The sequence below is a fragment of the Nocardiopsis changdeensis genome, from assembly GCF_018316655.1.
Classification (GTDB): Bacteria; Actinomycetota; Actinomycetes; order Streptosporangiales; family Streptosporangiaceae; genus Nocardiopsis; species Nocardiopsis changdeensis.
Genome location: NZ_CP074133.1, coordinates 6,188,020 through 6,211,805, shown reverse-complemented (window position 1 = coordinate 6,211,805; position 23,786 = coordinate 6,188,020). Strand labels below are relative to the sequence as shown.

The 23,786-nt window shown below is 71.8% G+C and carries 22 protein-coding genes; 14 read left to right on the top strand and 8 right to left on the bottom strand.

The window, feature by feature from the left end:
* Positions 1 to 20 precede the first annotated feature (20 nt).
* Positions 21 to 1,295, bottom strand: coding sequence for a glycosyltransferase (locus KGD84_RS27875; RefSeq protein WP_220563311.1), 1,275 nt, complete (start codon positions 1,293 to 1,295; stop codon positions 21 to 23).
* A gap of 714 nt (positions 1,296 to 2,009) precedes the next feature.
* Here KGD84_RS27875 and KGD84_RS27870 point away from each other — a divergent pair.
* Entirely contained in the window at positions 2,010 to 2,771 is a 762-nt protein-coding gene (locus tag KGD84_RS27870) for a PP2C family protein-serine/threonine phosphatase (RefSeq protein WP_220563310.1), read from the top strand.
* 77 nt (positions 2,772 to 2,848) lie between these two features.
* Here KGD84_RS27870 and KGD84_RS27865 read toward each other — a convergent pair whose 3' ends face one another.
* From KGD84_RS27865 to KGD84_RS27855, 3 genes are all read right to left on the bottom strand, one after another.
* Positions 2,849 to 3,478 carry a copper resistance CopC family protein gene (locus KGD84_RS27865; RefSeq protein ID WP_220563309.1) on the bottom strand — a complete coding sequence of 210 codons (630 nt, stop codon included), beginning with the start codon at positions 3,476 to 3,478 and terminating at the stop codon, positions 2,849 to 2,851.
* On the bottom strand, positions 3,475 to 4,161 hold the full coding sequence (locus KGD84_RS27860) for a copper resistance protein (protein ID WP_260697164.1): 687 nt from the start codon (positions 4,159 to 4,161) through the stop codon (positions 3,475 to 3,477). The genes KGD84_RS27865 and KGD84_RS27860 overlap by 4 nt, the downstream gene beginning before the upstream one ends.
* Before the next feature lie 120 nt (positions 4,162 to 4,281).
* Positions 4,282 to 4,545, bottom strand: a complete 264-nt coding sequence (locus tag KGD84_RS27855) for a WhiB family transcriptional regulator (protein ID WP_220563308.1) — start codon at positions 4,543 to 4,545, stop codon at positions 4,282 to 4,284.
* Positions 4,546 to 5,414: 869 nt separating this feature from the next.
* Here KGD84_RS27855 and ectA point away from each other — a divergent pair.
* The 11 genes from ectA (at position 5,415) to KGD84_RS27800 (ending at position 16,341) form a co-directional block, all read left to right on the top strand.
* Positions 5,415 to 5,921, top strand: coding sequence for a diaminobutyrate acetyltransferase (ectA, locus tag KGD84_RS27850; RefSeq protein WP_260697163.1), 507 nt, complete (start codon positions 5,415 to 5,417; stop codon positions 5,919 to 5,921).
* Between the two features lie 86 nt (positions 5,922 to 6,007).
* Positions 6,008 to 7,273, top strand: coding sequence for a diaminobutyrate--2-oxoglutarate transaminase (gene ectB, locus KGD84_RS27845; protein WP_220563306.1), 1,266 nt, complete (start codon positions 6,008 to 6,010; stop codon positions 7,271 to 7,273).
* 111 nt (positions 7,274 to 7,384) lie between these two features.
* Positions 7,385 to 7,777 carry an ectoine synthase gene (locus KGD84_RS27840; protein ID WP_220563305.1) on the top strand — a complete coding sequence of 131 codons (393 nt, stop codon included), beginning with the start codon at positions 7,385 to 7,387 and terminating at the stop codon, positions 7,775 to 7,777.
* A gap of 394 nt (positions 7,778 to 8,171) precedes the next feature.
* Complete coding sequence (gene ehuB, locus KGD84_RS27835) at positions 8,172 to 9,038, top strand: ectoine/hydroxyectoine ABC transporter substrate-binding protein EhuB (protein WP_255647115.1); 867 nt, start codon at positions 8,172 to 8,174, stop codon at positions 9,036 to 9,038.
* A gap of 6 nt (positions 9,039 to 9,044) precedes the next feature.
* The gene (ehuC, locus tag KGD84_RS27830; protein ID WP_220563303.1) at positions 9,045 to 9,770 is read left to right on the top strand and encodes an ectoine/hydroxyectoine ABC transporter permease subunit EhuC; all 726 of its coding nucleotides are present in this window, start codon (positions 9,045 to 9,047) and stop codon (positions 9,768 to 9,770) included.
* A complete protein-coding gene (gene ehuD / locus KGD84_RS27825) occupies positions 9,771 to 10,409 on the top strand; it encodes an ectoine/hydroxyectoine ABC transporter permease subunit EhuD (RefSeq protein ID WP_220563302.1) in 639 nt (212 codons plus the stop codon).
* Positions 10,396 to 11,187 carry an ectoine/hydroxyectoine ABC transporter ATP-binding protein EhuA gene (gene ehuA / locus KGD84_RS27820; RefSeq protein ID WP_220563301.1) on the top strand — a complete coding sequence of 264 codons (792 nt, stop codon included), beginning with the start codon at positions 10,396 to 10,398 and terminating at the stop codon, positions 11,185 to 11,187. Before ehuD ends, ehuA begins: the two co-directional genes overlap by 14 nt.
* A 145-nt stretch (positions 11,188 to 11,332) precedes the next feature.
* On the top strand, positions 11,333 to 12,262 hold the full coding sequence (locus KGD84_RS27815; protein WP_220563300.1) for a CPBP family intramembrane glutamic endopeptidase: 930 nt from the start codon (positions 11,333 to 11,335) through the stop codon (positions 12,260 to 12,262).
* Positions 12,263 to 12,510: 248 nt separating this feature from the next.
* Positions 12,511 to 14,625 (top strand): RNA degradosome polyphosphate kinase, encoded by a 2,115-nt coding sequence (locus tag KGD84_RS27810; protein WP_220563299.1) that lies wholly within the window; start codon positions 12,511 to 12,513, stop codon positions 14,623 to 14,625.
* Positions 14,622 to 15,611, top strand: coding sequence for an NUDIX hydrolase (locus tag KGD84_RS27805; RefSeq protein WP_220563298.1), 990 nt, complete (start codon positions 14,622 to 14,624; stop codon positions 15,609 to 15,611). Before KGD84_RS27810 ends, KGD84_RS27805 begins: the two co-directional genes overlap by 4 nt.
* Before the next feature lie 292 nt (positions 15,612 to 15,903).
* Positions 15,904 to 16,341, top strand: coding sequence for an SRPBCC family protein (locus KGD84_RS27800; protein WP_220563297.1), 438 nt, complete (start codon positions 15,904 to 15,906; stop codon positions 16,339 to 16,341).
* 56 nt (positions 16,342 to 16,397) lie between these two features.
* Here the strand turns inward: KGD84_RS27800 and KGD84_RS27795 are convergent, their stop codons facing one another.
* Positions 16,398 to 16,673 carry a hypothetical protein gene (locus KGD84_RS27795; RefSeq protein WP_220563296.1) on the bottom strand — a complete coding sequence of 92 codons (276 nt, stop codon included), beginning with the start codon at positions 16,671 to 16,673 and terminating at the stop codon, positions 16,398 to 16,400.
* Positions 16,674 to 16,972: 299 nt separating this feature from the next.
* Between KGD84_RS27795 and KGD84_RS27790 the strand changes: the two genes are divergently transcribed.
* Positions 16,973 to 17,683, top strand: coding sequence for a M50 family metallopeptidase (locus KGD84_RS27790; RefSeq protein ID WP_220563295.1), 711 nt, complete (start codon positions 16,973 to 16,975; stop codon positions 17,681 to 17,683).
* Between the two features lie 93 nt (positions 17,684 to 17,776).
* On the opposite strand, the gene KGD84_RS27785 is transcribed toward KGD84_RS27790, so the two are convergent.
* The 3 genes from KGD84_RS27785 to KGD84_RS27775 form a co-directional block, all read right to left on the bottom strand.
* Positions 17,777 to 18,136 (bottom strand): STAS domain-containing protein, encoded by a 360-nt coding sequence (locus KGD84_RS27785; protein ID WP_220563294.1) that lies wholly within the window; start codon positions 18,134 to 18,136, stop codon positions 17,777 to 17,779.
* Positions 18,137 to 18,690: 554 nt separating this feature from the next.
* On the bottom strand, positions 18,691 to 20,928 hold the full coding sequence (locus KGD84_RS27780) for a hypothetical protein (protein ID WP_255646848.1): 2,238 nt from the start codon (positions 20,926 to 20,928) through the stop codon (positions 18,691 to 18,693).
* Positions 20,929 to 21,174: 246 nt separating this feature from the next.
* Positions 21,175 to 22,269: a CaiB/BaiF CoA transferase family protein gene (locus KGD84_RS27775; RefSeq protein WP_220563293.1), complete on the bottom strand. Its 1,095-nt coding sequence runs from the start codon at positions 22,267 to 22,269 to the stop codon at positions 21,175 to 21,177.
* Between the two features lie 345 nt (positions 22,270 to 22,614).
* Between KGD84_RS27775 and KGD84_RS27770 the strand changes: the two genes are divergently transcribed.
* On the top strand, positions 22,615 to 23,778 hold the full coding sequence (locus KGD84_RS27770; RefSeq protein WP_220563292.1) for a resuscitation-promoting factor: 1,164 nt from the start codon (positions 22,615 to 22,617) through the stop codon (positions 23,776 to 23,778).
* Positions 23,779 to 23,786 lie beyond the last annotated feature (8 nt).

The window sequence follows — 23,786 nt, the reverse complement described above, 5'->3', positions numbered from 1 at the left end:
AGCGAGACGGGCCACGAGGGTCAGTGCGCGGCGGCGGACAGCACGAGGCCGTCCGCTTCCCCGTCGAGTTCGTCGCGCTCGGCAGGACGGGGCCGGGCGCGGTCGTAGGCGATCTCGGTCTCGATCGCGATCCGTTGCCAGGTGAACCGGGAACGGGCTCGGTCCACCGCGGCGATGCCGTACGCGGTGCTCATGGTGGGGGTGCCGAGCACCGAGCGCACGGCCCGGGCGACCTCGTCGGGGTGGCCGAACCGCATCAGTACGCCGCTGGTGCGGTGCAGGACCGCGCCGGGGACGGCCCCGGTCGCGGTGGCCACCACGGGCAGGCCGCACGCCATGGCCTCCAGGACGGCCCCTCCGTAGGGGTCGTAGGAGGAGGCGGACACGTACACGTCCGCCGAGCGCAGCAGGCGCGGGAGCTCCTTGCGCTCCACCGGGCCGACCAGGTGCAGGCGGTCGTCGACGCCCGCCTCCTTGGCCCGGAGTTCGAGTCGTCGGGCGTCCTCGTCCAGGGAGACGTTCGTGTGGGCGGTGGTGGAGACCAGCAGCAGCTCGGCCTCGGGGAGCCGCAGCAGGGAGTCCACCAGGCGCTCGGCTCCGCCGGCGCGGTCCGGGGAGGTGACCGCCACCAGACGGGGGCGCTCGCCGCGCGAGGACCGCCAGTGCTCGGAGGAGGTGCCGCCCTCCACGGTGAAGTGGTCGGTGTCCACGCCGAACGGCACGACGCTCACGTGGTGGCGGGGCACGCCCAGGCGGGCCAGCTCGTTCTGCTGGTCGGTGGAGCCGACCAGCACGCGGTCGGCGCGGGACGCCAGGATGGACTCCATCCGGGCGCGCTGGGGGTCGCTGTCCAGGCCGGAGCGCTGCTCCCCGGCGTTGAGCGAGTGGAAGGTCTGCACCAGGGGGATCGAGCTCTGGTCGCGCTCGCTGTGCGCCTGGGCGTGCAGGGCGGCCAGGCCGCTGGTCCAGCCGATGGCGTGCAGGACGTCGGGACGGTCCTCGTCGAGGACGGCGGCGAGGGCGGTCCCGAACGCGCCGGTGTGCTCGGCGTGCTCCTGCTCGTGCAGCGGCCTGGCCGGGCCCGCGTCGAGGTGGGTCACGGAGACGCCGCGCGCCATCCGGGTGCGCCCCTCGGGCTGGTCCGGGTCGCTGCGGCGGACGTAGACGGTGACCTTGTGGCCGCGTTTGGCCAGCTGTCGGGTGAGGGCGCACAGGTGCAGGCTCGCGGGGCAGGCCGGTTCGCCCCGGTGGGCGGGGAGAGGATTGGCGTGTTCGGCGATCATCGCGATCTTCACGAGGCTGAACTCCTAGGCGAGGGCGGGTGCCCGTCGGGATGCCCGGGGGACTCCGGAGCGGGGTCGGAGTCCCCCGGGACGGGCGGATGGTTCGAAAGGGCGGTCGGCTCACCGTCGGCGGGCACGCCGAAGGAGGGCGCCCGGCGGTGGATGCCCGACGGCCCGGGGGACGGGTGCGGGACACCCGTCGCAGGGAAGGGGGGAAAGGGAAAGAGAAAGGAAGGAGAAGGGCAGACGCACGGGAACCACACCAGACGACCTGTTCGAAGGGATACCGTTCGCCACCGTGCGTGACCGTATGTGGATGCACAGTGGTGGTCGTGTGTGTCTGCGTCTTAGACACCCAACGAGGTCATTGTGCCAGACTCCGCCGCCGGGGACAACCGGAGGAGGGCTCCCGGCCGCTGTCGGACACCGCGAACCGAAGGATCGCGGCCGCCCGTGAAGCAGGGTACGGGGGGCCCTGCCGGACACCCGCCGCGGCCGCTACTGTCAATGCGGAGCAACACGTACTCCGGGCAGCGCTTTCGGCACTCGAATCCCGTGCTGGAACTGCATATCCGGGTGTTTTCCGTCATGATGTACCCGGATTTTGACCTACCCCGGCAGTGGCTCGGTACGGTTGCAGAATCCAGACGTTGAACGGGATTCGACCAAGGGTCCGGCGCACGAGTCGGGCAGCGGCCACGGCCGACGAAACGGGAGGAAGGGCGTATGGGTGTCGCTGGTGGGGAAGTCATCGTCACGGCCCTCACGCACCGGGGCGCTATCCGTCCCGCCAACGAGGACGCCATCGTCATGGGGGCCCTGACCGTCGCCAGTGCGAACATGACCTCTCCGGTCCGCTGCGTGCTGCCGGTGAGCGAACCCGTCATCCTGGCGGTCGCCGACGGCATCGGCGGCCAGGCGGCCGGTGAGATCGCCTCCGAGCACGCCGTGCACCGCATGGCGGAGATGGGGCCGCGGCTCGGCGGCCCGGACGAGATCGCCCAGCTGCTGAGCAACATCGACGAGGAGATCAAGGACCACGCGCTCCAGCACACCGAGTTCGCCGGGATGGGGACCACCGTCGCGGGCGTGCTGCTCAACAGCGACGGCAACTTCTGGTTCAACGTCGGCGACTCCCGCACCTACCGCCTGGACGGGCGCCGCCTGGTGCAGCTCTCCGAGGACGACTCCCCGGCGCTGCCCCCCTCCGAGGACGGCCGCCCCGTCACCACCAACTTCATCACCCAGTCCCTGGGCGGGAGCTCGGGCGGCAGCATGGTCCCGCACGTGGGCCGCGACGACGCCGCCGACCCCAGCGCCTGGCTGATGTGCAGCGACGGCCTCTCCGACCTGGTGCTCCCGGAGGAGATGGAGCGGATGATCGCCGAGGCCGGCAGCGACGAGGCCGCCGTTCACGCCCTGTGGCAGGCCGCCATGGAGGCGGGCGGCAAGGACAACATCAGCATCCTGCTCGCCCGCCGCGTCTGACGGCCGCCGCCCCGTATCCCGCAACGCCGGAAGGGCCCGCACACCGATCGGTGTGCGGGCCCTTCCGGTTCCGGCCCCTACTGGGTAGAGGAGCCCTTGCGCAGGCGCAGGGCGACCACCGCGACGGCGGCGATCGCGATCACTCCCACCGCGACGATGGCGATGAGGCCCACCGGCAGGGAGCTCCCGCCCTCGTCCTCGGCCGCGGCCTCGGAGGCCTCGACCTCGGCGGGGGACTCCTCCGCGGCGGACGCGCCGGCGTCCTCGGCCGGCTCCGCGGACTCCTCCGCCGGGGCGGCGGCCGTGACGGCCTCCTCGGTCGCAGTGAAGGTCAGGCTGCCCTGGATCGGGTGGCCGTCGGAGGACACCACCCGGTACCCGATCGTGTACTCGCCCGCCTCGTCCAGCGGCGACAGGCCCACGGACACGTCCAGCCCGTCGAACACCAGGTCGCCGTCCTCGTAGGTGGTCTCCCCGTCCGGGCCGGTGACGACCACGGCGCTGCCGGAGCCGCCCTCCATGGGCGCGTTGTTGAACGAGAGCACGACCTCCTCGGGAGCGGTGTCCAGGGTCGCGCCGTCCTCCGGGTTCGACCCGGTCAGGACGTCGTGGGCGAGCGCGGGCGCGGGCGCCGCGACCAGGGCGGCGGCCAGAACGGCGGCCGGGACCAGGGCGCGCCGCAGGGGGGAGGTGTGGTTGCGGGTCATTCTTCTCTTCTTCTCTCGGGCTCGTTCCGCACCGGGGCGGCCGCACGGCGGCGCCTGCCGGTCTCGTCTCCCAGGCCGCCCGGAGTCCGGGGGACGCGGGGTCCCGGGACTCGTGCGGCGGGGGAGGGGCGGGCGGGCCGCGCGGCGGGTGCGCCGTGAGCGCGGGCGCGGCCGGCGCCGCCGCGGAGCGGGCGCGACGGCCGCGGGAGCGGGGGAAGGGAGAGGTCGCGGGCGCTCGCCGGGGGCAGCGCGCGCGAGAGCAGGGCGGCCAGGAACCACAGCGCCGCCTCCCCGCGCGCCAGCAGCGCCGATGCCAGCAGCGCCGCCCACAGGTGCGCCAGCAGCATGCCGGGGGCGAGGCCGAAGGCGTGCGCGAGCACCCCGTGGCCGGAATGGTCGGCGCCGGTGTCGAAGGTCGCGAAGGCGGGGTCGGCCGACCCCTGGAGGATCAGGTGCAGGACGACCTGGGCGCAGGACATGACGGCGAGGATCTCGCCGAAGCCGCGCATCATGCGGGTGAAGTGCCACAGCACGGGGGTGAGGAAGGCGGTCGCCAGGGCGAACCCGGCCGCCCCCGCGGGCTCGGCGGCCCACAGGTTGTGTCCGACCCAGGCGAGCCCCGTGCACGCACCGGCCAGGGAGGCCGTGCGCAGCAGACGGAGTGTGCCATGGGCGGGTCGCACGTGAGAAAACCTAGATCCTGTCCGATTCGCCCGCAAGGGCACGACGGGCCGCCGGATGCGATCCCCCGCGCATCCGGCGGCCTCCCCGTCGTGGGACGGGTCCTTCTTCCCGGGCCGGTCTCAGACCGCGGGGGCCAACTCGCGGCGCATGTAGCGCCGCTCCTCCGGGGTGGTCCCACCCCAGACTCCGTGGGCCTCCCCGGATCGCAGCGCCCACCGCAGGCATTCCGGGCGAACAGTACAGCTGCGGCAGACGGCGAGGGCCTGCTCGGTATCGGCCCTGCCGATACCGGTGGAGCTCACCGGGAAGAAGATCTCGGGGTCGTACGCACGGCAACGTCCCTGCGTGACCCAGTCCTCGCTCTCGTGGTACAGGCGGTTCACGGGCGCCTCCGATCCGTGGCTGTCGGTCCGTGGCCGGTGGCCCGCGCCGTGTCCTCCACGGCCGGGTCGGCGGAAGTCTCGCGCCGTGCCGCGGCTCCGAAGGTCGGAGCACCGGGACGGCCGTAGGGTGTCCGGCCGCTCCGGAACTGCGGCGAAGCGATGCGACTAAGTGTAGTACTACATCGGGTCGTACTACAGGGGGTCTTCCTGGAACTCCGCCGTTTCTCCAGGGACCTTGGTCGGATTCCGGGGCGCACGGGGCCCGGCGGCGGCCGGGGCCGGGTCACGGCCGGGTCGCGGCGGCCCCGTTCCGGTGCCGGGGCGAACCCCCTGCGCAGAGCGGCTTTCTCCGACCCCGGGACGGCCTCCGTGACATCCGCGTTACGGGGGCGTGACATCCGGGCGTCGCCTCCCCTGTGTCGGGAAGACGTTATGTCGCGAGGTTTCCACCGAATTGATGTGACTTAACGCACGCTTAATATTGCTCGTCCAGGCTCTATGTTTGACCCTGACGGCCACCACGCGCATTCTTCCGCCCGCGGCGCCCCGGCACGGCGCCGACACGCGGCCGCCGCGCGGAGGTGGTACCGAATCCCCTGCTGGGCGGCGTGTGCGCCGACTTTGCGCGCTCCACCGCGCGGTCCGCGAAAGCCCTGGTCACGGCCTTGGAATCGGGCTAAAGAAACAAGCCCTACCCGGTCGCCTTTCGATGAAACATCCGCGGCGGACCATCTCGTCATCCCATTGACTTTCGTTCGCTAGTTTCAATCGACGTGCCGCATCTACGAACGAATCTCCAAGCCCGCGACCGAACCGACGAGGGAGCGCACGGCTCCGCGCAGAGCGCCGGGGCCGCGGGCCGTGGGGACGTGCGCCTGGCACATCCCGGCCCCGAGGACGGCCCGCACCTGTGGGCCCTGGCGCGGGAGGCGGGGATGGACGTCAACTCCCCGTACGCCTACGCCCTCTGGTGCCGGGATTTCGCCGCGACCAGCGTCGTCGCCCGCGACGAGGCCGGTCGTCCCATCGCCTACGTCACCGGTTACGTGCGACCTGACAGCCCGGACACCTATTTCCTCTGGCAGGTCGCCGTGGACCCGGCCCACCGGGGCCGCCGACTGGCCCGACTCATGCTCGACTTCATCGGTGACCGGATCGTCGAACGGGGCATCGACCACCTGGAGGCGACCGTCACCCCGGACAACACCGCGTCGCGAGCGCTCTTCGCATCGTTCGCGCGCGACCGCCGGGCCCGGATCACATGGTCCGCACTCTTCTCCGAGGAGCACTTCCCGAAGGAGAATGGAGACTCACACGAGCCCGAAGACCTCGTGCGCATCGGACCCCTGGGTCTCCCCGACGAAGCACACGTGTGACCGGCCATCCGCACCGCGTCGACCAACCCATCGAGCGGCCACGCCATGAGCCCACGAACCTGGGGAAAGGAACCGAGGAACCCACGATGGAGACCTTCGAGCGCCTGGAATCCGAAGTCCGCGGATACTGCCGGAACTGGCCGGCGGTCTTCGACCGGGCCGTCGGAAGCCACGTCTACGACGAGTCGGGCCGTCCCTACCTGGACTTCTTCGCGGGAGCCGGATCGCTCAACTACGGGCACAACAACCCGGAGCTGAAGACCGCGCTCATCCGCTACCTCACCGAGGACCGCATCGTCCACAGCCTGGACGCCTACAGCGTCGCCAAACGCGACTTCCTCGCGACCTTCGAGGAGGTCGTACTCCGGCCGCGCGGCCTGGACTACAAGGTCCAGTTCCCCGGCCCGGCGGGCAACAACGCCGTCGAGGCCGCGCTCAAACTGGCCCGCAAGTACACCGGCCGCGAGACGATCGTCAACTTCACCAACGGCTTCCACGGCATGACCCTGGGGGCCCTGGCCGTCACCGGGAACTCGATGAAGCGCGGCGGCGCGGGCGTGCCGCTGGGCCACGTGGCCACCATGCCGTTCGACAACTACATGGACGGGCGCACCCCGGACTTCCTGTGGCTGCGCAGCCTGCTGGAGGACAGCGGCAGCGGCCTGGACAAGCCCGCCGCGGTGATCGTCGAGACCATCCAGGGCGAGGGCGGCATCAACGTGGCCGGCGCCCAGTGGCTGCGCGAGCTCTCGGAGCTGTGCCGCGAGCACGACATGCTCATGATCGTCGACGACATCCAGATGGGCTGCGGGCGCACCGGCGACTTCTTCAGCTTCGAAGAGGCCGGCATCGTTCCGGACATCGTCACCCTGTCGAAGTCCATCAGCGGTTACGGTCTCCCCATGGCCCTGACGCTGTTCAAGCGCGAGCTCGACGTCTGGGAGCCCGGGGAGCACAACGGCACCTTCCGCGGCTTCAACCCGGCCATGGTCACCGGCACCGAGGCGCTGCGCCGCTTCTGGACGGACGACGCCTTCAGCGCCGCGACCAAGGCCAAGGGCGACCTCGTGGCCGCCCGCCTGGACGAGATGGCCGCCGAGCACGTCGACCTGGGCGCGCACGTGCGCGGCCGGGGCCTGGCCCGGGGGCTGGCGTTCACCGACACCTCCGTGGCCAAGCGGGTCGCCGCCGAGTCCTTCGAGCGCGGCCTGCTGCTGGAGACCTCCGGTCCCGAGGACGAGGTCGCCAAGCTCCTGCCCCCGCTCACCATGACGGAGGAGGAGCTGACGGCGGGCCTGGACATCATGGCCGACGCGGCGCGCGCCGCCGTCAAGGTCGCCCAGCCCGCCTGACACACGGACACCGCTCGGGGCCGGTCGGCCGCCCGTGGGGGTGGCCGGCCGGCCCCGTGCCGTACACGACAGCCATGTGCGCACCCGAGCGCACCGATGAGGAGGAATCCCGTGATCGTTCGCAGCCTGGACGAGATCACCGACACCGAGGCGGACATCAAGACGGAGAACTGGCGCAGTCGACGCATCGTCCTGGCCAAGGAGAAGGTCGGTTTCTCCTTCCACGAGACCGTGCTCTACGCCGGTACCGAGTCGACGTTCTGGTACGCCAACCACGTCGAGCTGGTCCACTGCATCGAGGGCGAGGCCGAGTTGACCAACGAGGAGACGGGGGAGAAGCACATCATCACCCCCGGCACCCTCTACCTCCTCAACGGCCACGAGCGGCACACCGTCCGCCCCAAGACCGACTTCCGGGTGCTGTGCGTGTTCAACCCGCCGGTGACCGGCCGCGAGGTCCACGATGAGAACGGCGTCTACCCGCTGGTCGTGGAAACGGACTGACCGGGCCCTCCCTGAGGAGAGGCCCCCGCGGGAGCGGTCCCGGGTCAGCCCGGGACCGCTCCCGCTTTCCGTCACCCGGGGTGACGGATGTACTGCGACGGGGTAGATACCGGTGCATCCGCGGTCGTTGTACCGCCCATTGAATAACCAGTACATAACGGACCACCCGGGGGTCGTTACCTCCGGAGGGCCTCGGGGAGGGAGACCCCCGTACCGGAGCCGGACCGGCCGCCGACCAGCGGCGGGGCCGAGACTCCACGGCGCGGCGCCGAGCGGGACCACCCGCGGAGCGCGACGGACCGCGCGAGCGATGCGAGGAGTGAGAGTGAAGATGCAGGTATCAGCGAACAGTCGACGGGCCCCCGGGCGCCGGGACGCGTTCCGCCTGGCCGGCGTGGGGGCGATCACCCTCGGGCTCGCCGCGTGCACACGCGTCGAGAACGGCGGAGGAGGGGGCGCCGGCGGCGGCGGACAGGCCGACACCGGACTCCTGGACAGGCTGCGCGAGCAGGGCTTCGTCAACGTCGGGCTGGCCAACGAGATCCCGTTCGGCTTCGTGGACGGCGACAACAACCCGGCGGGCCAGTCCCCGGCGGTCGCCCAGGCGGTCTTCGAGGAGCTGGGCGTCCCCGAGATCCGGGCCAACCCGGTCGCCTGGGACGGGCTCATCCCGGGTCTCCAGGCCAGCCAGTTCGACGTGATCGCCGCGGGCATGTTCATCACCCCGGAGCGCTGCGAACAGGTCGCCTTCACCGAGCCCACCGCCACCTCGCCCGAGGCGTTCATGGTGGAGTCCGGCAACCCGCACGACATCAGCCACTTCACGGACTTCGTGGACAACTCCGACCTGCGGCTCGCGGTGCTCAACGCCTCGGTGGAGCAGGGCTACGCGGAGCACTTCGGCGTCCCGGCGGGCCAGATGGAGCTGATCCCCGACCAGACCACCGGCTACGAGCTGCTGGAGTCGGGCCGGGTCGACGCCGTCTCCATGCTGAGCGTCTCCCACCACTACCTGCTCCAGGACCGGGGCGGCGACTTCGAGGTCACCGAGCCCTTCTTCCCGGAGATCGACGGCCGCGAGGAGAAGGGCTGGGGCGGCCTGTGCGTGCGCCCCGCCGAGCAGGGGCTGCTGGAGGAGATGAACCGGGTCATCGCCGAGTTCACCGAGAGCGGCCGCCTGCTGGAGCTGGGCGAGGAGTGGGGCTTCACCGAGGCCGACCTGCCCGACGGCACCACCACCGCCGAGCTCTGTGAGGGCTGATCCCTCGTGGATTTCCTCATCGAGCGGTTGCCGATCTACCTGGACGGCGCCTGGGTCACCATCCAGCTGACCGCCGGCGGTCTCGCGCTGGCGTTCGTCCTGGCCCTGTTCTTCGGCATCCTGGGCACCCGCCCCGAGTGGCTGCCGCGGGCCGTGGCCACGACCTACGTCGAGGTCTTCCGCGGGGTCTCCGCGCTGGTGCTGATGTTCTGGATGGCGTACGCGCTGCCCGTCCTGACCGGCTACCAGCTGGACGGCCGGTTCGCGGCGATCATCGCGGTGGGCCTCAACATCGGCGCCTACGGGGCCGAGGTCGTGCGCGGTGCGATCAAGGCCGTGCCCAAGGCCCAGTTCGAGGCGACCGTCGCCCTGGACATGACCTGGTTCCAGCGCATGCGCCTGGTGATCCTGCCGCAGGCCTGGGCGCAGATGCTGCCGACCTTCGGCAACCTGTCCATCGAGCTGATGAAGGCCACCGCCGTGTCCTACCTCATCGGCGTCGCCGACATCAGCGCCATCGCCGAGCGGATGCGCCAGGCGACCGGGGAGACGGTGCTCGCCTTCAGCGGCGCGCTGATCCTGTACTTCCTCATCGCCCAGGTGCTCATCTTCGGCGTGCGCCTGCTGGAGCGCCGGGCCAACCACCGGCTGGGGCGCGTACCACCGGGGGGCCGGGGGATCCTGGGCCTGCTGCGGCCGCCCGCGCTCACCACGTCGGGGGGTGCGAAGTAGATGTTCTGGGACTTCGAATGGACCTTCCGGGTCCTGCCCGACCTCATGCGGGGACTGGCGGTCACCGTCCAGGCGACCCTGCTCGGCTACCTCATCGCCCTGGTGCTGGGGCTGGCCATCGCGATGGTCCGCCGGGTGCCGGTGGTCGGGACCGCCGTGCACGCCGTCATGGAGTTCGTCCGCACCACCCCGCTGCTGGTCCAGCTGGTGTTCGTGTTCGCGCTGGCGCCGTCCACGGTGTCGGCGCTGACCGTGGGCATCGTGGTGCTGGGCGTGCACTACGCGGCCTACACCGCCGAGGTGTACCGCTCCGGGATCGAGGGCGTGGCCAAGGGCCAGTGGGAGGCGGCCCGGGCGCTCAGCCTGCCCGCCTCGCGCACCTGGGGCGCGGTGGTGCTGCCCCAGGCGATCCGCAAGGTCATCCCGGCGCTGGGCAACTACCTCATCGCCATGTTCAAGGACACCCCGCTGCTGCTGGCGATCACCGTGGTCGAGCTGCTCGCCACCGCGCGCCAGGTCGGCAGCGCGGACTTCCGCATCGTGGAGGCCTACACCGTGGTCGGGTTCCTGTTCCTCCTGGTCAGCATCCCCTCCGCGATCATCATCCGACGACTGGAGCGACGTTATGCCGCCGTCTGACACTTCGGCGCTGATCAACTTCGACCAGGTGGTCAAGCGCTTCGGCGACCTCACCGTGCTGGACCACCTGGACTTCTCGGTCTCCCCCGGCGAGAGGGTCACCCTGATCGGGCCGAGCGGCTCGGGGAAGACGACCATCCTGCGCCTGCTCATGACCCTGGAGAAGGTGACCGACGGCCTGATCGAGGTGGACGGCGAGCCGTTCAGCCACATGTCCCGCGGGGGCCGGCTGGTCCCGGCCAACGAGGCTTACCTGCGCCCGCGCCGCAAGCGGATCGGGATGGTGTTCCAGCAGTTCAACCTGTTCCCGAACATGACGGTCCGCAAGAACCTCACCGAGGCCCCGGTCCACGTGCTGGGCCTGTCCCGGGGGGAGGCGGACGCCCGGGCCGAGGAGCTGCTGGACCTGGTGGGGCTGTCGGACAAGATCGACGCCCACCCCTCCCAGCTCTCCGGCGGCCAGCAGCAGCGGGTGGCGATCGCCCGCGCGCTGGCGATGCGGCCGGAGATCCTGCTGCTGGACGAGGTGACCTCGGCGCTGGACCCGGAACTGGTGGCCGGGGTGCTCGACGTGCTGCGCACGGTCGCCGAGACCACGGACATCACGATGCTGTGCGTGACCCACGAGATGGGGTTCGCGCGGGACGTGTCTCACCGGGTGCTCATGTTCGACAAGGGCCGGATCGCCGAGGAGGGGACGCCGGACGAGATCTTCGGCGACCCCAGGGAGGACCGCACCAAGGAGTTCCTCCGTTCGGTGCTGGACAACGGGCACTGACCGGAGCGCCGTTCCCCGGGGCGGGCGGGCCGCGGGCCCGCCCGCCCCCGGGGTCTTCGATGGCGACATACCGTAGTCGTAAAGTAGCTTTTGGTTTCCTCCTGGGCAGAATGGGTGTTCTGAGGCAGGGGGGACTCTTGTGACCATGGTGCGAAGATGGGGGCTGGCCGGGTGGACGGCGGCGGCCCTCCTGGTCATCGCGGTGACCCTGGCCGTCGATCCCGGCCTGCGCCACGACATCTTCGGAACCCCGGTCCTGTTCCTGATCTCCTGGGGGCCGATGCTCCTGGGGGGCCTGGTGGCCTGGGGGCTGGTCGGGGCGTTCGGCGAGCGGGCGGAACTGGACCGGCGCATCGCCGCCGCCATGCAGACCCACCCCATCAACCGCGAGCTCGGCTGGCTGGCCCTGTTCCTGGTGGGGTTCGTGCTGTGCCTGTTCGTGCTCAGCACCATCCTGCACATGTACGGGGCGGAGATCGGGGCCGACCTCGAGATGTCGTCGTCCCTGGTGTCGCGGCTGCTGTTCCTGTTCACGCTGCCGTTGCTGGTCATGGACCGTTCGGGGGTGGTCCTGGACGGCCGCGGGACCGCCATGCCCTCCATCGCCCTCAAGGTCGAGCAGCCCTGGCGGTGGCTGGGCCTGGTCCCGGTCGTCCTCGTGCTGGCGCTGGTCGGCTACATCCTGGTCCCCGTCAACGGCCTGCCCGAGCCCTCGTTCCCGCTCTTCGGGTTCGTGCTGGCGTTCGCGCTGATCTCCGTGTGCGAGGAGATCTTCTTCCGCGGGATGGTGCAGACGAGGCTGGAGATCATCATGGGGCCGTGGGGAGGGATCGTGGCCACCTCGATCCTCTTCGCCCTCATGTACGCGATCATCCAGCCCTACGACCCGGTGGCCCAGCTCCCCGGGCACGGCCCGGTCTACGACCTGGGGCTGGCCCTGCTCACCTACGGCACGGCGAGCCTGCTCTACGGCTACCTGTGGCTGTGCTTCCGCAACACCTGGCTCAACGTACTGTTGCGGATCGGCGTGTTCCTCATCCTCACGCCCCCCGATCTGGAACCTGTGATGATGTAGGGCGGAATCGCGCCTTAGGTCCGAAAAGTCCGAATGTTCGGTCGGTGGTCCGGTGTGTCGGCTCGCCTTTTCTTCCCTATTCCGGCCGTTGTCACGTGCATGGGCCGAAACCTGCGCAATCTATGCTCGGTAAGTGCAGGTGTTCGTGTGCATCTGGGTACAGAAGGTCCATAGCGGTCGTGTCGCGGTCATTTCCCCCTCACGGGGATGTCACCGGCCGGTCATGAAAAGGGGGGAGTCTGCCAGCTGTGAGCACGGAACCCGTATCGACGCCAGCCGGTCCCAGCACCACCGAGCCCCGAGGTCTCCCCGCCGATCGTTTCATGGACCGCGAGGAGGGATGGCTCCGCTTCAACCAGCGGGTCCTCGAACTGGCGGAGGACAAGGACATCCCCCTGCTGGAGCGCGCCCGCTTCCTGTCCATCTTCTCCAGCAACCTCGACGAGTTCTTCATGGTCCGCGTCGCCGGCCTCAAGCGCCGGCTCGCCACCGGGCTCTCCGTCGCCTCGTCGAGCGGACACCACCCCCGCGACCTGCTCGAACGGATCTCCGAGTTCACCCACGACCTCGTGCTGCGGCAGACCGCCTGCTTCCAGAACAGCGTCGCCCCCGCCCTGCGCGAGGTCGGGATCCGCATCGTGCGCTGGAACGACCTCGACGCCGCCGAACGCGAGTACCTGCACGGGTACTTCCGCCGCTCCATCTACCCGCTGGTCACGCCGTTCGCGGTGGACTCGGCCCACCCCTTCCCCTACATCTCCGGCCGGTCGCTCAACCTGGCCGTGACCGTCCGCGACCCGCGCGACGAGCGCCGCATGTTCGCCCGGGTCAAGGTGCCCGGCTCGCTGCCCCGGTTCATCGAGCTGAGCACCAAGGGCGGCGGCCGCTTCGTGCCGGTCGAGGACATCATCGCCGCCCACCTGCCCCAGCTCTTCGAGGGCATGGAGGTCGTGGACCACCACGCCTTCCGGGTCACCCGCAACTCCGACCTGGAGGTCGACGAGGACGAGACCGACGACCTCGTCACCTCCCTGGAGAACGAGCTGCTGCGCCGCCGCTTCGGGCCGCTGGTGCGGCTGGAGGTCGAGGAGGACATCAGCGACGACACGCTGGCGATCCTCGCCGAGGAGCTGGGCGCCGAGGAGGAGGAGATCTACCGGGTCCCCGGTCCGCTGAACCTGGCGGGCCTGGCCCAGATCGCCGACCTGGACCGCCCCGAGCTGCACTACACGCCGATGGTCCCGGTCGAGCCGCGCGCGCTCACCTCCGGGGACCTGTTCGCCACCATCCGCGAGCGCGAGGTGCTGGTCCACCACCCCTACGAGTCCTTCGCCACCACCACGGAGCGGTTCCTCGCCCTGGCCGCCGGCGACCCCAAGGTCGTCGCGATCAAGCAGACCCTCTACCGCACCAGCGGCGACTCGCCCATAGTGGAGTCGCTCATCGAGGCGGCCCGCGAGGGCAAGGAGGTCGTGGTCCTGGTCGAGATCAAGGCCCGCTTCGACGAGCAGAACAACATCCAGTGGGCCCGCAAGCTCGAACACGCGGGCTGCCACGTCGTCTACGGCGTGGTCGGCCTCAAGACCCACTGCAAGCTGTCCATGGTCATCCGCAAGGACGACGACGGGCTGCTGCGCCGCTACTGCCACGTCGGCACCGGCAACTACAACCCCAGCACCGCCCGCATCTACGAGGACTTCGGCCTGTTCAGCGCCTCCTCCGAGGTGGGCGAGGACGTCAGCGACCTGTTCAACAGCCTCACCGGGTTCTCCCGCAAGAAGCACTACCGCAGGCTGCTGGTGGCGCCCGCGGCCCTGCGCGAGGGCCTGCTCCAGCAGATCTCCGTCGAGACCGACAACGCCCTCAAGGGCGAGCCCGCGCACATCCGCATCAAGGTCAACTCGCTGGTCGACGAGGAGATCATCGACGCCCTCTACCGCGCCTCCCAGGCCGGGGTCAGCGTCGACCTGTGGGTGCGCGGCAGCTGCGTCCTGCGCGCCGGGGTGCCCGGCCTCTCGGACAACATCCGGGTCCGCAGCATCCTGGGCCGCTTCCTGGAGCACTCGCGGATCTTCGTGTTCGCCAACGGCTGGCGCCCCCAGGTGTGGATCGGCAGCGCCGACCTCATGCCCCGCAACCTCGACCGCCGGGTGGAGGCGCTGGTCCGCATCTCCGACGGGGAGCAGTGCCGCAGGCTCATCGGCCTGATGGACCTGGCGATGTCCGACGACACGTCCTCGTGGCGCCTGCAGCCCGACGGCATCTGGGACCGGGTCACCCACGCCCCCGACGGGCAGCCCCTGGTGGACCTCCAGGACAGCCTGCGCGGCGACCGCCACCTGCGGGTGGTGGAGGGCGGATGAGCGCGGAGGGCGACACCCCCGCGGAGGGGGCCGGCGAGGTCAGGGTGACCAGCGCCTTCCCGCCCCGCACCGCTGCGGTCGGCGGCTACCTGGAGCCCATCCGGGCGGGCGGCACCCTGCTGTGGCGCGAGGGGGACGCCGGGACCGAGGTCGTCCTCATCCGGCGGCCCGCCCGCGACGACTGGACCCTGCCCAAGGGCAAGCTCAAGAACGGCGAGCACCCCATCATCGGCGCGGTCCGCGAGGTGCAGGAGGAGACCGGCCTGAACCCCGTGCTGGGCCGCCGCCTGCCCCCGCAGCGCTACCTCAAGGACGGCTGGCCCAAGCAGGTCGAGTGGTGGGCGGCCACCCCCGCCGAAGCCGGCGGGGCCATCGACTACCAGGCCAACGAGGAGGTCGACCGGGTCGAGTGGGTCCCGGTGGGGGAGGCGCGCGAACGCCTCACCTACGACCACGACGTGGAGGTCCTGGACAACTTCCGGGCCGGACCCGCGGCGACCTTCCCGGTCATCCTGCTCCGGCACCTGTCGGCGGGGGAGAAGCGCACCTGGGACGACAGCGACCTGCTGCGCCCCCTGGACGAGGTCGGCCGGGCCGACGCCCTGGCCCTGCCGCGGGTGCTGGGCGCCTACGGGCGGCCCGAGGTGGTGTCGTCGGCGGCGGCGCGCTGCACCGAGTCGATGCTGCCGTACACGGTGGAGGCGGACGTGCAGATGCGCACCGAACGGGCCTTCACGGTCCGGGAGGGCACCCCGCCCTACGACGTCAAGGGCGCCCGCGAGGCGTTCGCCGAGATCCTCGGCGCCGGGCGGCCCACGGTGGTGTGCACGCACGGGGAGCTGATCCCGGACCTGATGGAGGAGGCGCTCACCCGGCTGGGGGCGCCGATCACCCAGCAGCTGGGACTGCGCAAGGGGTCGTTCTGGGTGGTCCACGTGGCCGCCGGGGAGCTGGCCGGCGTGGAGAGGCACGCGGTCCGGGGATAGGGCGTGTTCATTTGAACCTCCGCTGCGCTTCGGCCCGCCCGTCGCCCGCCACCGCCCTCAACGGACGGCCTGCGGCCGCAGTTCGGCTACCTTGTTCGGCGCCCCCCGAGGGCGGGAACCTTCGGCCCTGCGTCGACATCCTCGTTCCTCGGACATCTCCTCCGGGCCTCCAGAACCCCGCCGGGCGCCTCACGAACCCCCAGCGGCGCAGGAGAGCACCCAAAGAACAGGCCGTGAGTGCGGTCCGGGAGGCGGGAAGGATCCCTTCAGGGCGTGCTGCCATGATGGCCGCATGGCTGAATACAAGGTTTCCCGGAGCGCGGTGGTCGACGCTCCCGCCGCCCGGATCTTCGAGATCCTCGCGTCGCCCGCCCGGCACCCGGAGATCGACGGATCGGGGACCGTGCGCGGCAGCCTCTTCGGTCCGCCGGAGCTGGTCCAGGACGCGCGGTTCGGCATGGACATGAAGATGTTCGGCCTGCCGTACAGGATGACCAACCGGGTGGTGGAGTACGAGAAGGACCGCCTCATCGCCTGGCGGCACTTCGGCCCGCACCGGTGGCGGTACGAGCTGGAGGAGCTGCCCGGGGGCGGGACGCGGGTGACCGAGACCTTCGACTACTCCCGGGGGTTCCCGCTGTTCTACGTGCTGGGCGGGATGCCCGCGCGCAACGCCCGGGGCATCGAGGCGACCCTGGTGCGCCTGAAGGAGCTGGCCGAGCGCGGATGACCGGAGGGGGCGCGGTCCCGGCCGGAGCCGGGCCGCGCCTTCGGTCACGGGTGCGGCTAGTAGTAGCCGTAACCGGAGTGGCCCTGGAGCAGGGCGGGACGCATGTCGCCGTAGCCGGGGTAGCCCTCGTGGCCGTGGCCGTGGCCGTGGCCCTGGACCTGGGCGGGGCGCTCGAGGTCGTAGCCGTAGCCCTCGTGGCCCTGGACCAGGGCGGGACGCTCGTGGTCGTACCCGTAGCCGTCGTGGCCGCCGGCCGAGGCGGGCGCCGCGGCGAGGCCGAGGGCCGCACCGGCGGTGAGCGTCATCAGGGCGATTCCAGCGATCCGTTTCACGGAAGTTCCTCACTCTTAGTAGTTGGTCAATAGCCAACGGTTGCGACTGTAGGTCGCGCGGAGTGGTTTGGCCAGTTCATCGCCCCGGTTCGGGACACATCTCCGACGAAGCGTGGCACGCGTCCGCCCCCGTCCGCCGCTTTCGGCCGTCCGGACGAACCGCCGACCCGCCGCGGCCGTCTCACATTCCGCACCGATCCGCGCCGTTCGGGCCCGTCCCGGCGGATCGCTAGAGTTCGGGCAGTGCCCCGGCCCGTCCGGGCCGGGAGAGCCGTCGAGACGCAGTTGGGGGACCACTGGTGGAAACGACCTTCGGTGACGTCTGGCAGGAGGTGCTGACCACCCAACCCGAGCCGGAGCAGTGGATCGTCATCGGCGCCGCGGTGCTCGCCCTGGCGGCCGTGCTGTTCAACCCCGTGTGGCGGGTGGCCCGCAACGTCGTCACCATCGCCCACGAGGGCGGCCACGCCCTGGTGGCGCTGCTCAGCGGACGCCAGCTCACGGCGATCCGCCTGCACTCCGACACCTCGGGTGTCACCGTCTCGCGCGGAAAGCCGACCGGCGTCGGCATGGTCCTCACGGTCTTCGCCGGGTACGTCGCCTCGTCGGTCATCGGCCTGCTCGGCATCGTCGTGCTCATGACCGACCACATCACCGCGCTGCTGTGGCTGAGCCTGGTGGTGCTGGCCGCGATGCTCCTGATGATCCGCAACCTCTACGGCGTGCTCTCGGTGGTGGGCACCGGCGCGGTCGTGTTCGGGATCAGCTGGTTCACCCCCAGCGAGGTCCAGGCGGCCTTCGCCTACCTGTTCATCTGGTTCCTGCTGTTCGCCGGCATCCGCCCGGTGTTCGAGCTCCAGCGCCAGCGCGTGCGCCAGCCCTCCCCGCACTCCGACGCCGACCAGCTGGCCCGGCTCACCGGCCTGCCCGGCACCCTGTGGGTGGTCGTGTTCGGCCTGGTCAACCTCGCCGTCACCGGTCTGGGCGTGTGGATGCTGCTCCTGGCCTGACGCCGCCCCCGGCCCCCGGCACACGAAGGGGCGCGACCCGTGCGGTCGCGCCCCTTCTTCCGTGTCCGTCGTGGCCGTGCCCGGCCCGCGGCCTCAGCCGTTGTCGGCCCGGGGCGCGGCCAGCGCCTCGGGGACGGTGCCGAACACCGGGATGCGGGTGTCCAGCGCGGTGATCCGCAGGGTCTGCATGATCCGCTGGGCCGGCGCGGCGATCGCCAGCACCGCGCGCTGCTCCCGGGCGGTCTTGTGCGCGCGGATGAGCACGCGCAGCCCGCTGGAGTCGATGAAGCGCAGGTCGGTGCAGTCCAGGACGACGCGCCCGCGCGGCTGCGTGACGAGCGCCTCGGTGACCGCGTCCTGGAACCGCCCCTCGGTGGCCAGGTCGATCTCGCCGTCCAGCGCCAGCACCCGGCCGCTGTCGTGCAGGGTGGACGAGATGGTGAGTGCGGGCATGGCGACTCCGGCGTAGTCGGGACGTGCCCGCCGCGCAGGCGAGGCGGGCCGCATCCCGCGCCGGGCGCGGGCGTCGACCGGTACGTTCAGTGCGTTACCGCGGTAGCCAAGCTGATGGTTCATCATGTCCTCGCGTGCCGCCCCGGTGGTACGGGGCCGGGGATGTGACGCCTTCTCCTCCGCAACGGGGCCTGCGCGGAGCGCGGCCACCCTGGGAACGTCCGAGTGCGGGTCGGAAGTTCCCCGGCGGTCCACGGGTCACCGGGACCGGAGAACGGCGGCGTGCCGTGTCGGGTGACTCCCGCACCCTTCACGACAACAAGAACCCGCCCCTGGGGGCGGTCATTCCCTCCCTGGGGGAGGTGCGGCGGCCGGATCGGTGGCCGGGATCTTCGGGAGACGGTGACCGCCCGGCCCCCTCGGGGTCCCGGCTGTCCCTCGCATCAGCCGCTCAGCCTCGGACTTTACCACAGTGCCGTGGCCGTTTCGTGACGTGAGCGACGCAAGGTCGTGTTCGTTGCCGTTTGCGCCGCGTGGCGTCGATGAGGTAAGCGTCACAGGCAGTGGGCGTTCTCGGTGGGTTCGGGATCCGGCGCCGGGTCCTCGTCCTCCTGTTCGAGCGCCCACACGCACGCCGACAGGGTGAGCGGGACCGCGACCGTCAGCGCGATCGCCGGGATCGCCACGCCCGAGTCGTTGACGGCGAACCCCACCAGCGCGGTCACCAGGGACCCGGTCAGGCCGGCCCGCAGCGTCGGCGCGTACTCGTAGGCCCGCTGGAGCGCGCCGATCCGCCAGTTGGTGGGCCGGTAGAGCACCGCGAACAGGAACACCAGGGCGCAGGCCGCGAGCAGGGTCAGCTGCCAGTTGCCGAGCGTGCCCAGCATCGCCCCGAGCTTGCGGGCCACCACCGTGCCCGCCTCCCCGTTGAGCACCTGGGCGGCGAACGCCCCGAGGTGGCTGCGCTCCTGGGGCGGGCGCAGGTAGTCCAGCCACGACAGCAGCGTGATCGCCGCGACCGCCGCCGCGACCACGGCCGACAGTCGCAGGAACGTCACCCGCACCCCGGCGATCATCATCGTCGTCACCGCCAGGCCCGGCACCAGCGCGATCACCCCGCCGAAGTCGGTGCCCAGGCCGGGCCAGCCGATGATCGCCACCGACGCCGCCCCCACCACCAGGGCCACCGCCACGGCGGCGCGCCGGCGCCCCCGCACGATGAGCCCGTGGGCGATCCCGGCCACCGCCATGAGCATGCCGGTGGCGAAGGTGGCGAACGCGATGTTGCCGATCCCGTAGAACCGGCCGCCGACGATCGGCGAGTACCCGGTGGGCGAGTTCATCTGCAGGTGCGCGCCGAAGCACAGGTCGACGAACAGCACCGCCGTGGTCGCCCCCGCCACCACCGTCATCGGCCCCAGGACCGTGCGCCGCCAGGGCCCGGCCACCGCCAGCACCACCACCAGCGCGTCCGCCGCCAGCACGCACAGCAGCAGCGCCGTGGGCGGCGATTCGGCCGCCCACCAAGGGATGAGGTTGGCCAGGTAGCTGGCGACCGGGAACGCCGCCCCGGCCAGGGCCACGATCCGGGTCACCGACAGCACCAGGACCCGCTTGCCGCGCTGCCCGTCGGAGTAGCGGTGCAGGGCGTAGGCGGCGGCCGCGTAGATCAGCAGCTGGACCGCCACCAGCCCGCTGAAGAACCCGGGGATGGCCGCCCCGACCACCACGGCGGCCGTGTTGAAGTCCATCAGCCGCTGCACGGACTCCCCGGTGTCCGCGGGGCGGTTGGTCACGTGCCAGGCCCGACCGGCGACCGCCGCCTCCGGGTCCATCCGCAGTTCGGCCAGGACGGTGGCGGTGACGTCGGTGAGCACCACCAGCCCCCGCCGCCGGGTCGACTCCGAGGCCAGGAACCCGATGGGCCCGGCCGGGCCCTCCTGCGCCACCTGCGCGCTCAGCGCCGCGGTGAGCTGGGAGGGCGCGCTGTCCATGGACACGCCCACCACCATGAGCGAGGACCCGGTGGGCAGCATCGAGACGAGCGTGCGCAGCCGCCCGTCCAGCATCTCCAGCGCCTCCTCGCGGTCCACCTGCGGGACGTCGTCCCGGTCGGGGCCGTCGGGGTCGGTCGAGAAGGGGTCGTCCTCCGGGTACAGGCGGGTGAGGTCGGGCAGTTCCACCGCGGCCAGGGCCACGCCCTCCAGGCGTTCGGTGTCGAGGTCGCCCACCCCCGCCAGGTAGTGGTCGACCCGCCCCCGGCCGTCGGCGACGCCCAGCGCCGCCCCCGGGCCCACGGCCAGCGTGGACCCGCCGTACCGCTGCACGGTGTCGCCGAGCAGCCCCACCCGCGCCGCGAACTGCGATTCGGCGTTCTGGCGCACGTACGAGTCGAACCCGGGGACGACCGCGCCGGAGCCGGTGCGCTCGGGCCGGGGCGCGGGCTCGCAGACCCCGAAGTCCTCCCGTGCGGCCAGGGCGCGGTCGCCCGCCGACACCGACAGCCATCCGTCGGTGGGGCAGGTGCGCGAGGTCGCGGTGCGGATCGACATGTTCCCGATGGCCGACCGCTCCGCCATCTCCCACAGGGTGGGCGTGTGCCCGGGGGTGATGTCCTCCCACAGCAGGCCCGGCACCCCGACCAGAACCAGGGGCTCCCCGGCCGGGACCGGCACGTCCGGCTGCCGGACGGGCGCCCCCGAGCCCGTCGGGCCCGGGTCCGCCCACGAGGACGGGGCGGCGCACAGCAGGGCGGCGACCGCCACCACCGCCGCGCACCAGCGCGCCGGCACCGTGCCGGCCGCCCTCCGGTGCGCCGCCCCCGCGGCTCCGGCCGCCCCCCGAAGCGCCGATACCGCACTGACGAACCGTCGTGGCATCGCGGACCCCCCGTCGCGCGCTCGACCTGAGCTCGCCACCCTAGCGACCCCGGAGCGCCCATCGGGGGATACTCGCCCGACCCGTCCGAATCCGTCCGGGGATCCCCTTTCGGATCTCCGTTCCCGCGGGCCCGGGAGCCGGGTATCGGACGGACCGGTTCAGGTGCCCAGGCCCCATCCCTTGAGGACCTCGGCGGTGTCCGGCTGCGGCCGCCCCCGGGTCACCCCGCCCGGGGTGCGCGAGAAGCGGGGTGCCGGGCCCGGGACCACGCGGCCGCCCTCGCGGACCAGCGTGCCCCGCGCGCGCACGTGCGGGTGGTCGGGCGCCTCCTCCAGGGACAGGACCGGCATCACACAGGCGTCCACGCCCTCGAACACCGCCGCCCACTCGTCGCGGCCGCGGGTGCGCAGCACCTCGGCGAACCGCTCCCGCAGCACCGGCCAGCCCGAGCGGTCCCACTGGCCGGGCAGCTCCTCCCCGTCGAGCCCGGTGCCCGCCAGGAAGGCGGCGTAGAACTGCGGCTCGATGCAGCCCACGGACACGTACCGGCCGTCGGCGCACTCGTAGACGTCGTACCAGGGGGCGCCGGTGTCCAGGTAGTTGGTGCCGCGCTCGTCGCTCCAGGACCCGCGCGCCCGGTCCTCGTGGATCATCGACATCAGCAGCGCCGACCCGTCGACCATGGCGGCGTCCACGACCTGTCCGCGCCCGGAGGCGCCGCGCTCCACCAGGGCGGCCAGGATGCCGGTGACCGTGAACATGGTGCCGCCCGCGAAGTCCCCGAGCAGGTTGGCCGGCGGGACCGGCGGGCCGTCCGCGCGGCCGATGGCGTGCAGGGCGCCGTTGACGGAGATGTAGTTCATGTCGTGCCCGGCGGTCCTCGCCAGGGGGCCGTCCTGGCCCCAGCCGGTGACGCGGGCGTAGACCAGCCGGGGGTTGAGCTCCAGGCACGTGTCGGGGCCCAGGCCCAGCCGCTCCATGACCCCGGGGCGGAACCCCTCCAGCAGGACGTCGGCGCGCTCGACGAGGTCGCGGGCCAGGGCGCGGCCCTCCTCGGACTTCAGGTCGGCGCCCAGCACGGTGCGGCCCTCGCTCATGTGCGGGCCGGGGAGCCCGGCGTTCATCGCCTCGGCGGCCTGCGGGCGGTCGAGGCGGACGACGTCGGCGCCCAGGTCGGCCAGGAGCATGGCGGCCATCGGCGCCGGCCCGATGCCGGTGAACTCGACGACGCGGATTCCGTTGAGGGGTCCCATGTGCAAGGCCTCCAGGAGGGGTGGATTAGAACGACGTTCGGGTTCATTGTGCCGGGTCGGACAGTGCGGCACCAGGGCGGCGCTCCGGGGTGGTGTCCGGGGGTGGTGTCCGGAGTGCCTGCGGATCGAAAAGGATAATGCGGAAAAAGACCGCCTTTCCGTTTTCGGGCGCCTCCTTTTTCGGCGAGTCCAAAAACCGAACAATAGGCCGGTGCTAATGTGTCCGATGCCCGACGGGCCTCGCACCCCCGGCGAACTGCCGCTATGCCGGTGCCGGAAAAGCGGGGTCGTGTCCGATCGCGCCCCCGGGCATCCCCTTTCCTTCGTGTGATCCCAGGAACCGCCATGCCCCGTAGGACCACCTCCTCCCGCCGTTCCCGCGGCCGGCGCCGCGCGCGGCGCCGGGCCCCGCTGCCCCTGCTCGCCGCGGCCGCCGCCGGACTCCTCGCCCTCACCGCGGGCGGCACCGCCCTGGCCGCCCACCGGGCCGTCGTCGTGGACGTCAACGGCACCGAGCGCACCGTCCACACCTTCGGCGGCACCGTCGCCGACGCCCTCGACGCCGCGGGCGTCACCCTCGCCGACGGCGACCTCGTGGCCCCCGCGCCGGACGCCCCCGTCGCCTCCGGCGAGCACGTCCTGGTCCGCTCCCCGCGCGACATCACCGTCGAACTCGACGGCCACCCGCTGGCCCGCAGCGTCAACGCCGCCACCCTGGGCGAGGCCCTGCACCAGCTCGGCCTCGACCCCGACGGGGTCTCCCTCTCCGCCGGGCACGACACCCCCATCCCCGCCGACGGGCTCACCGTCACCGCCGAACGCGCCCCGCGCATGGTCGTCCTGCGCGACACCGTCCGCACCGAGACCCGTTCCACCGGTGAGACCGTCGCCGACGTCCTGGCCGCCGCCGGGGTCGACCCCGGCGAGCACGACCTCGTCTCCCCGGCCCCCGACGAGCCCGCCGTCCCCGACATGACCGTCCGGATCACCCCGGTCGTCGGCGAACCCGTCACCGAGGAGGTCCCCATCGAGGCCGGGACCACCGAACGCGAGAACCCCGACCTGCCCGAGGGAGAGCGCGAGGTCGTCACCGAGCCCGAGGACGGCGTCAAACGGGTGACCACCGCCACCGTCCTGCACCACGGCGAGGAGGTCGAGAAGGTCCTGGAGGAGGAGGTCGTCACCGAACCCGTCGAGGGAGTGGTGGAGATCGGCACCAAGGCGCCCGAGGACGCCGCCCCGGCGGGCGGCGGCGCGGCCGCCGGCCTCAACTGGGCCGGCCTCGCCCAGTGCGAGTCCGGCGGGAACCCGGCCGCCGTCAACTCCGCGGGCGGCTACTACGGCCTCTACCAGTTCAGCGTCCCGACCTGGAACTCGGTCGGCGGCACCGGGCTGCCCTCCGAGGCCAGCGCCCAGGAGCAGACGCAGCGCGCCCAGCGGCTCTACGACGCGGTCGGGGGGAACTGGCAGAGCCAGTGGCCGCACTGCGGCGTCCACCTCTTCGAGTGAGCGGGCCC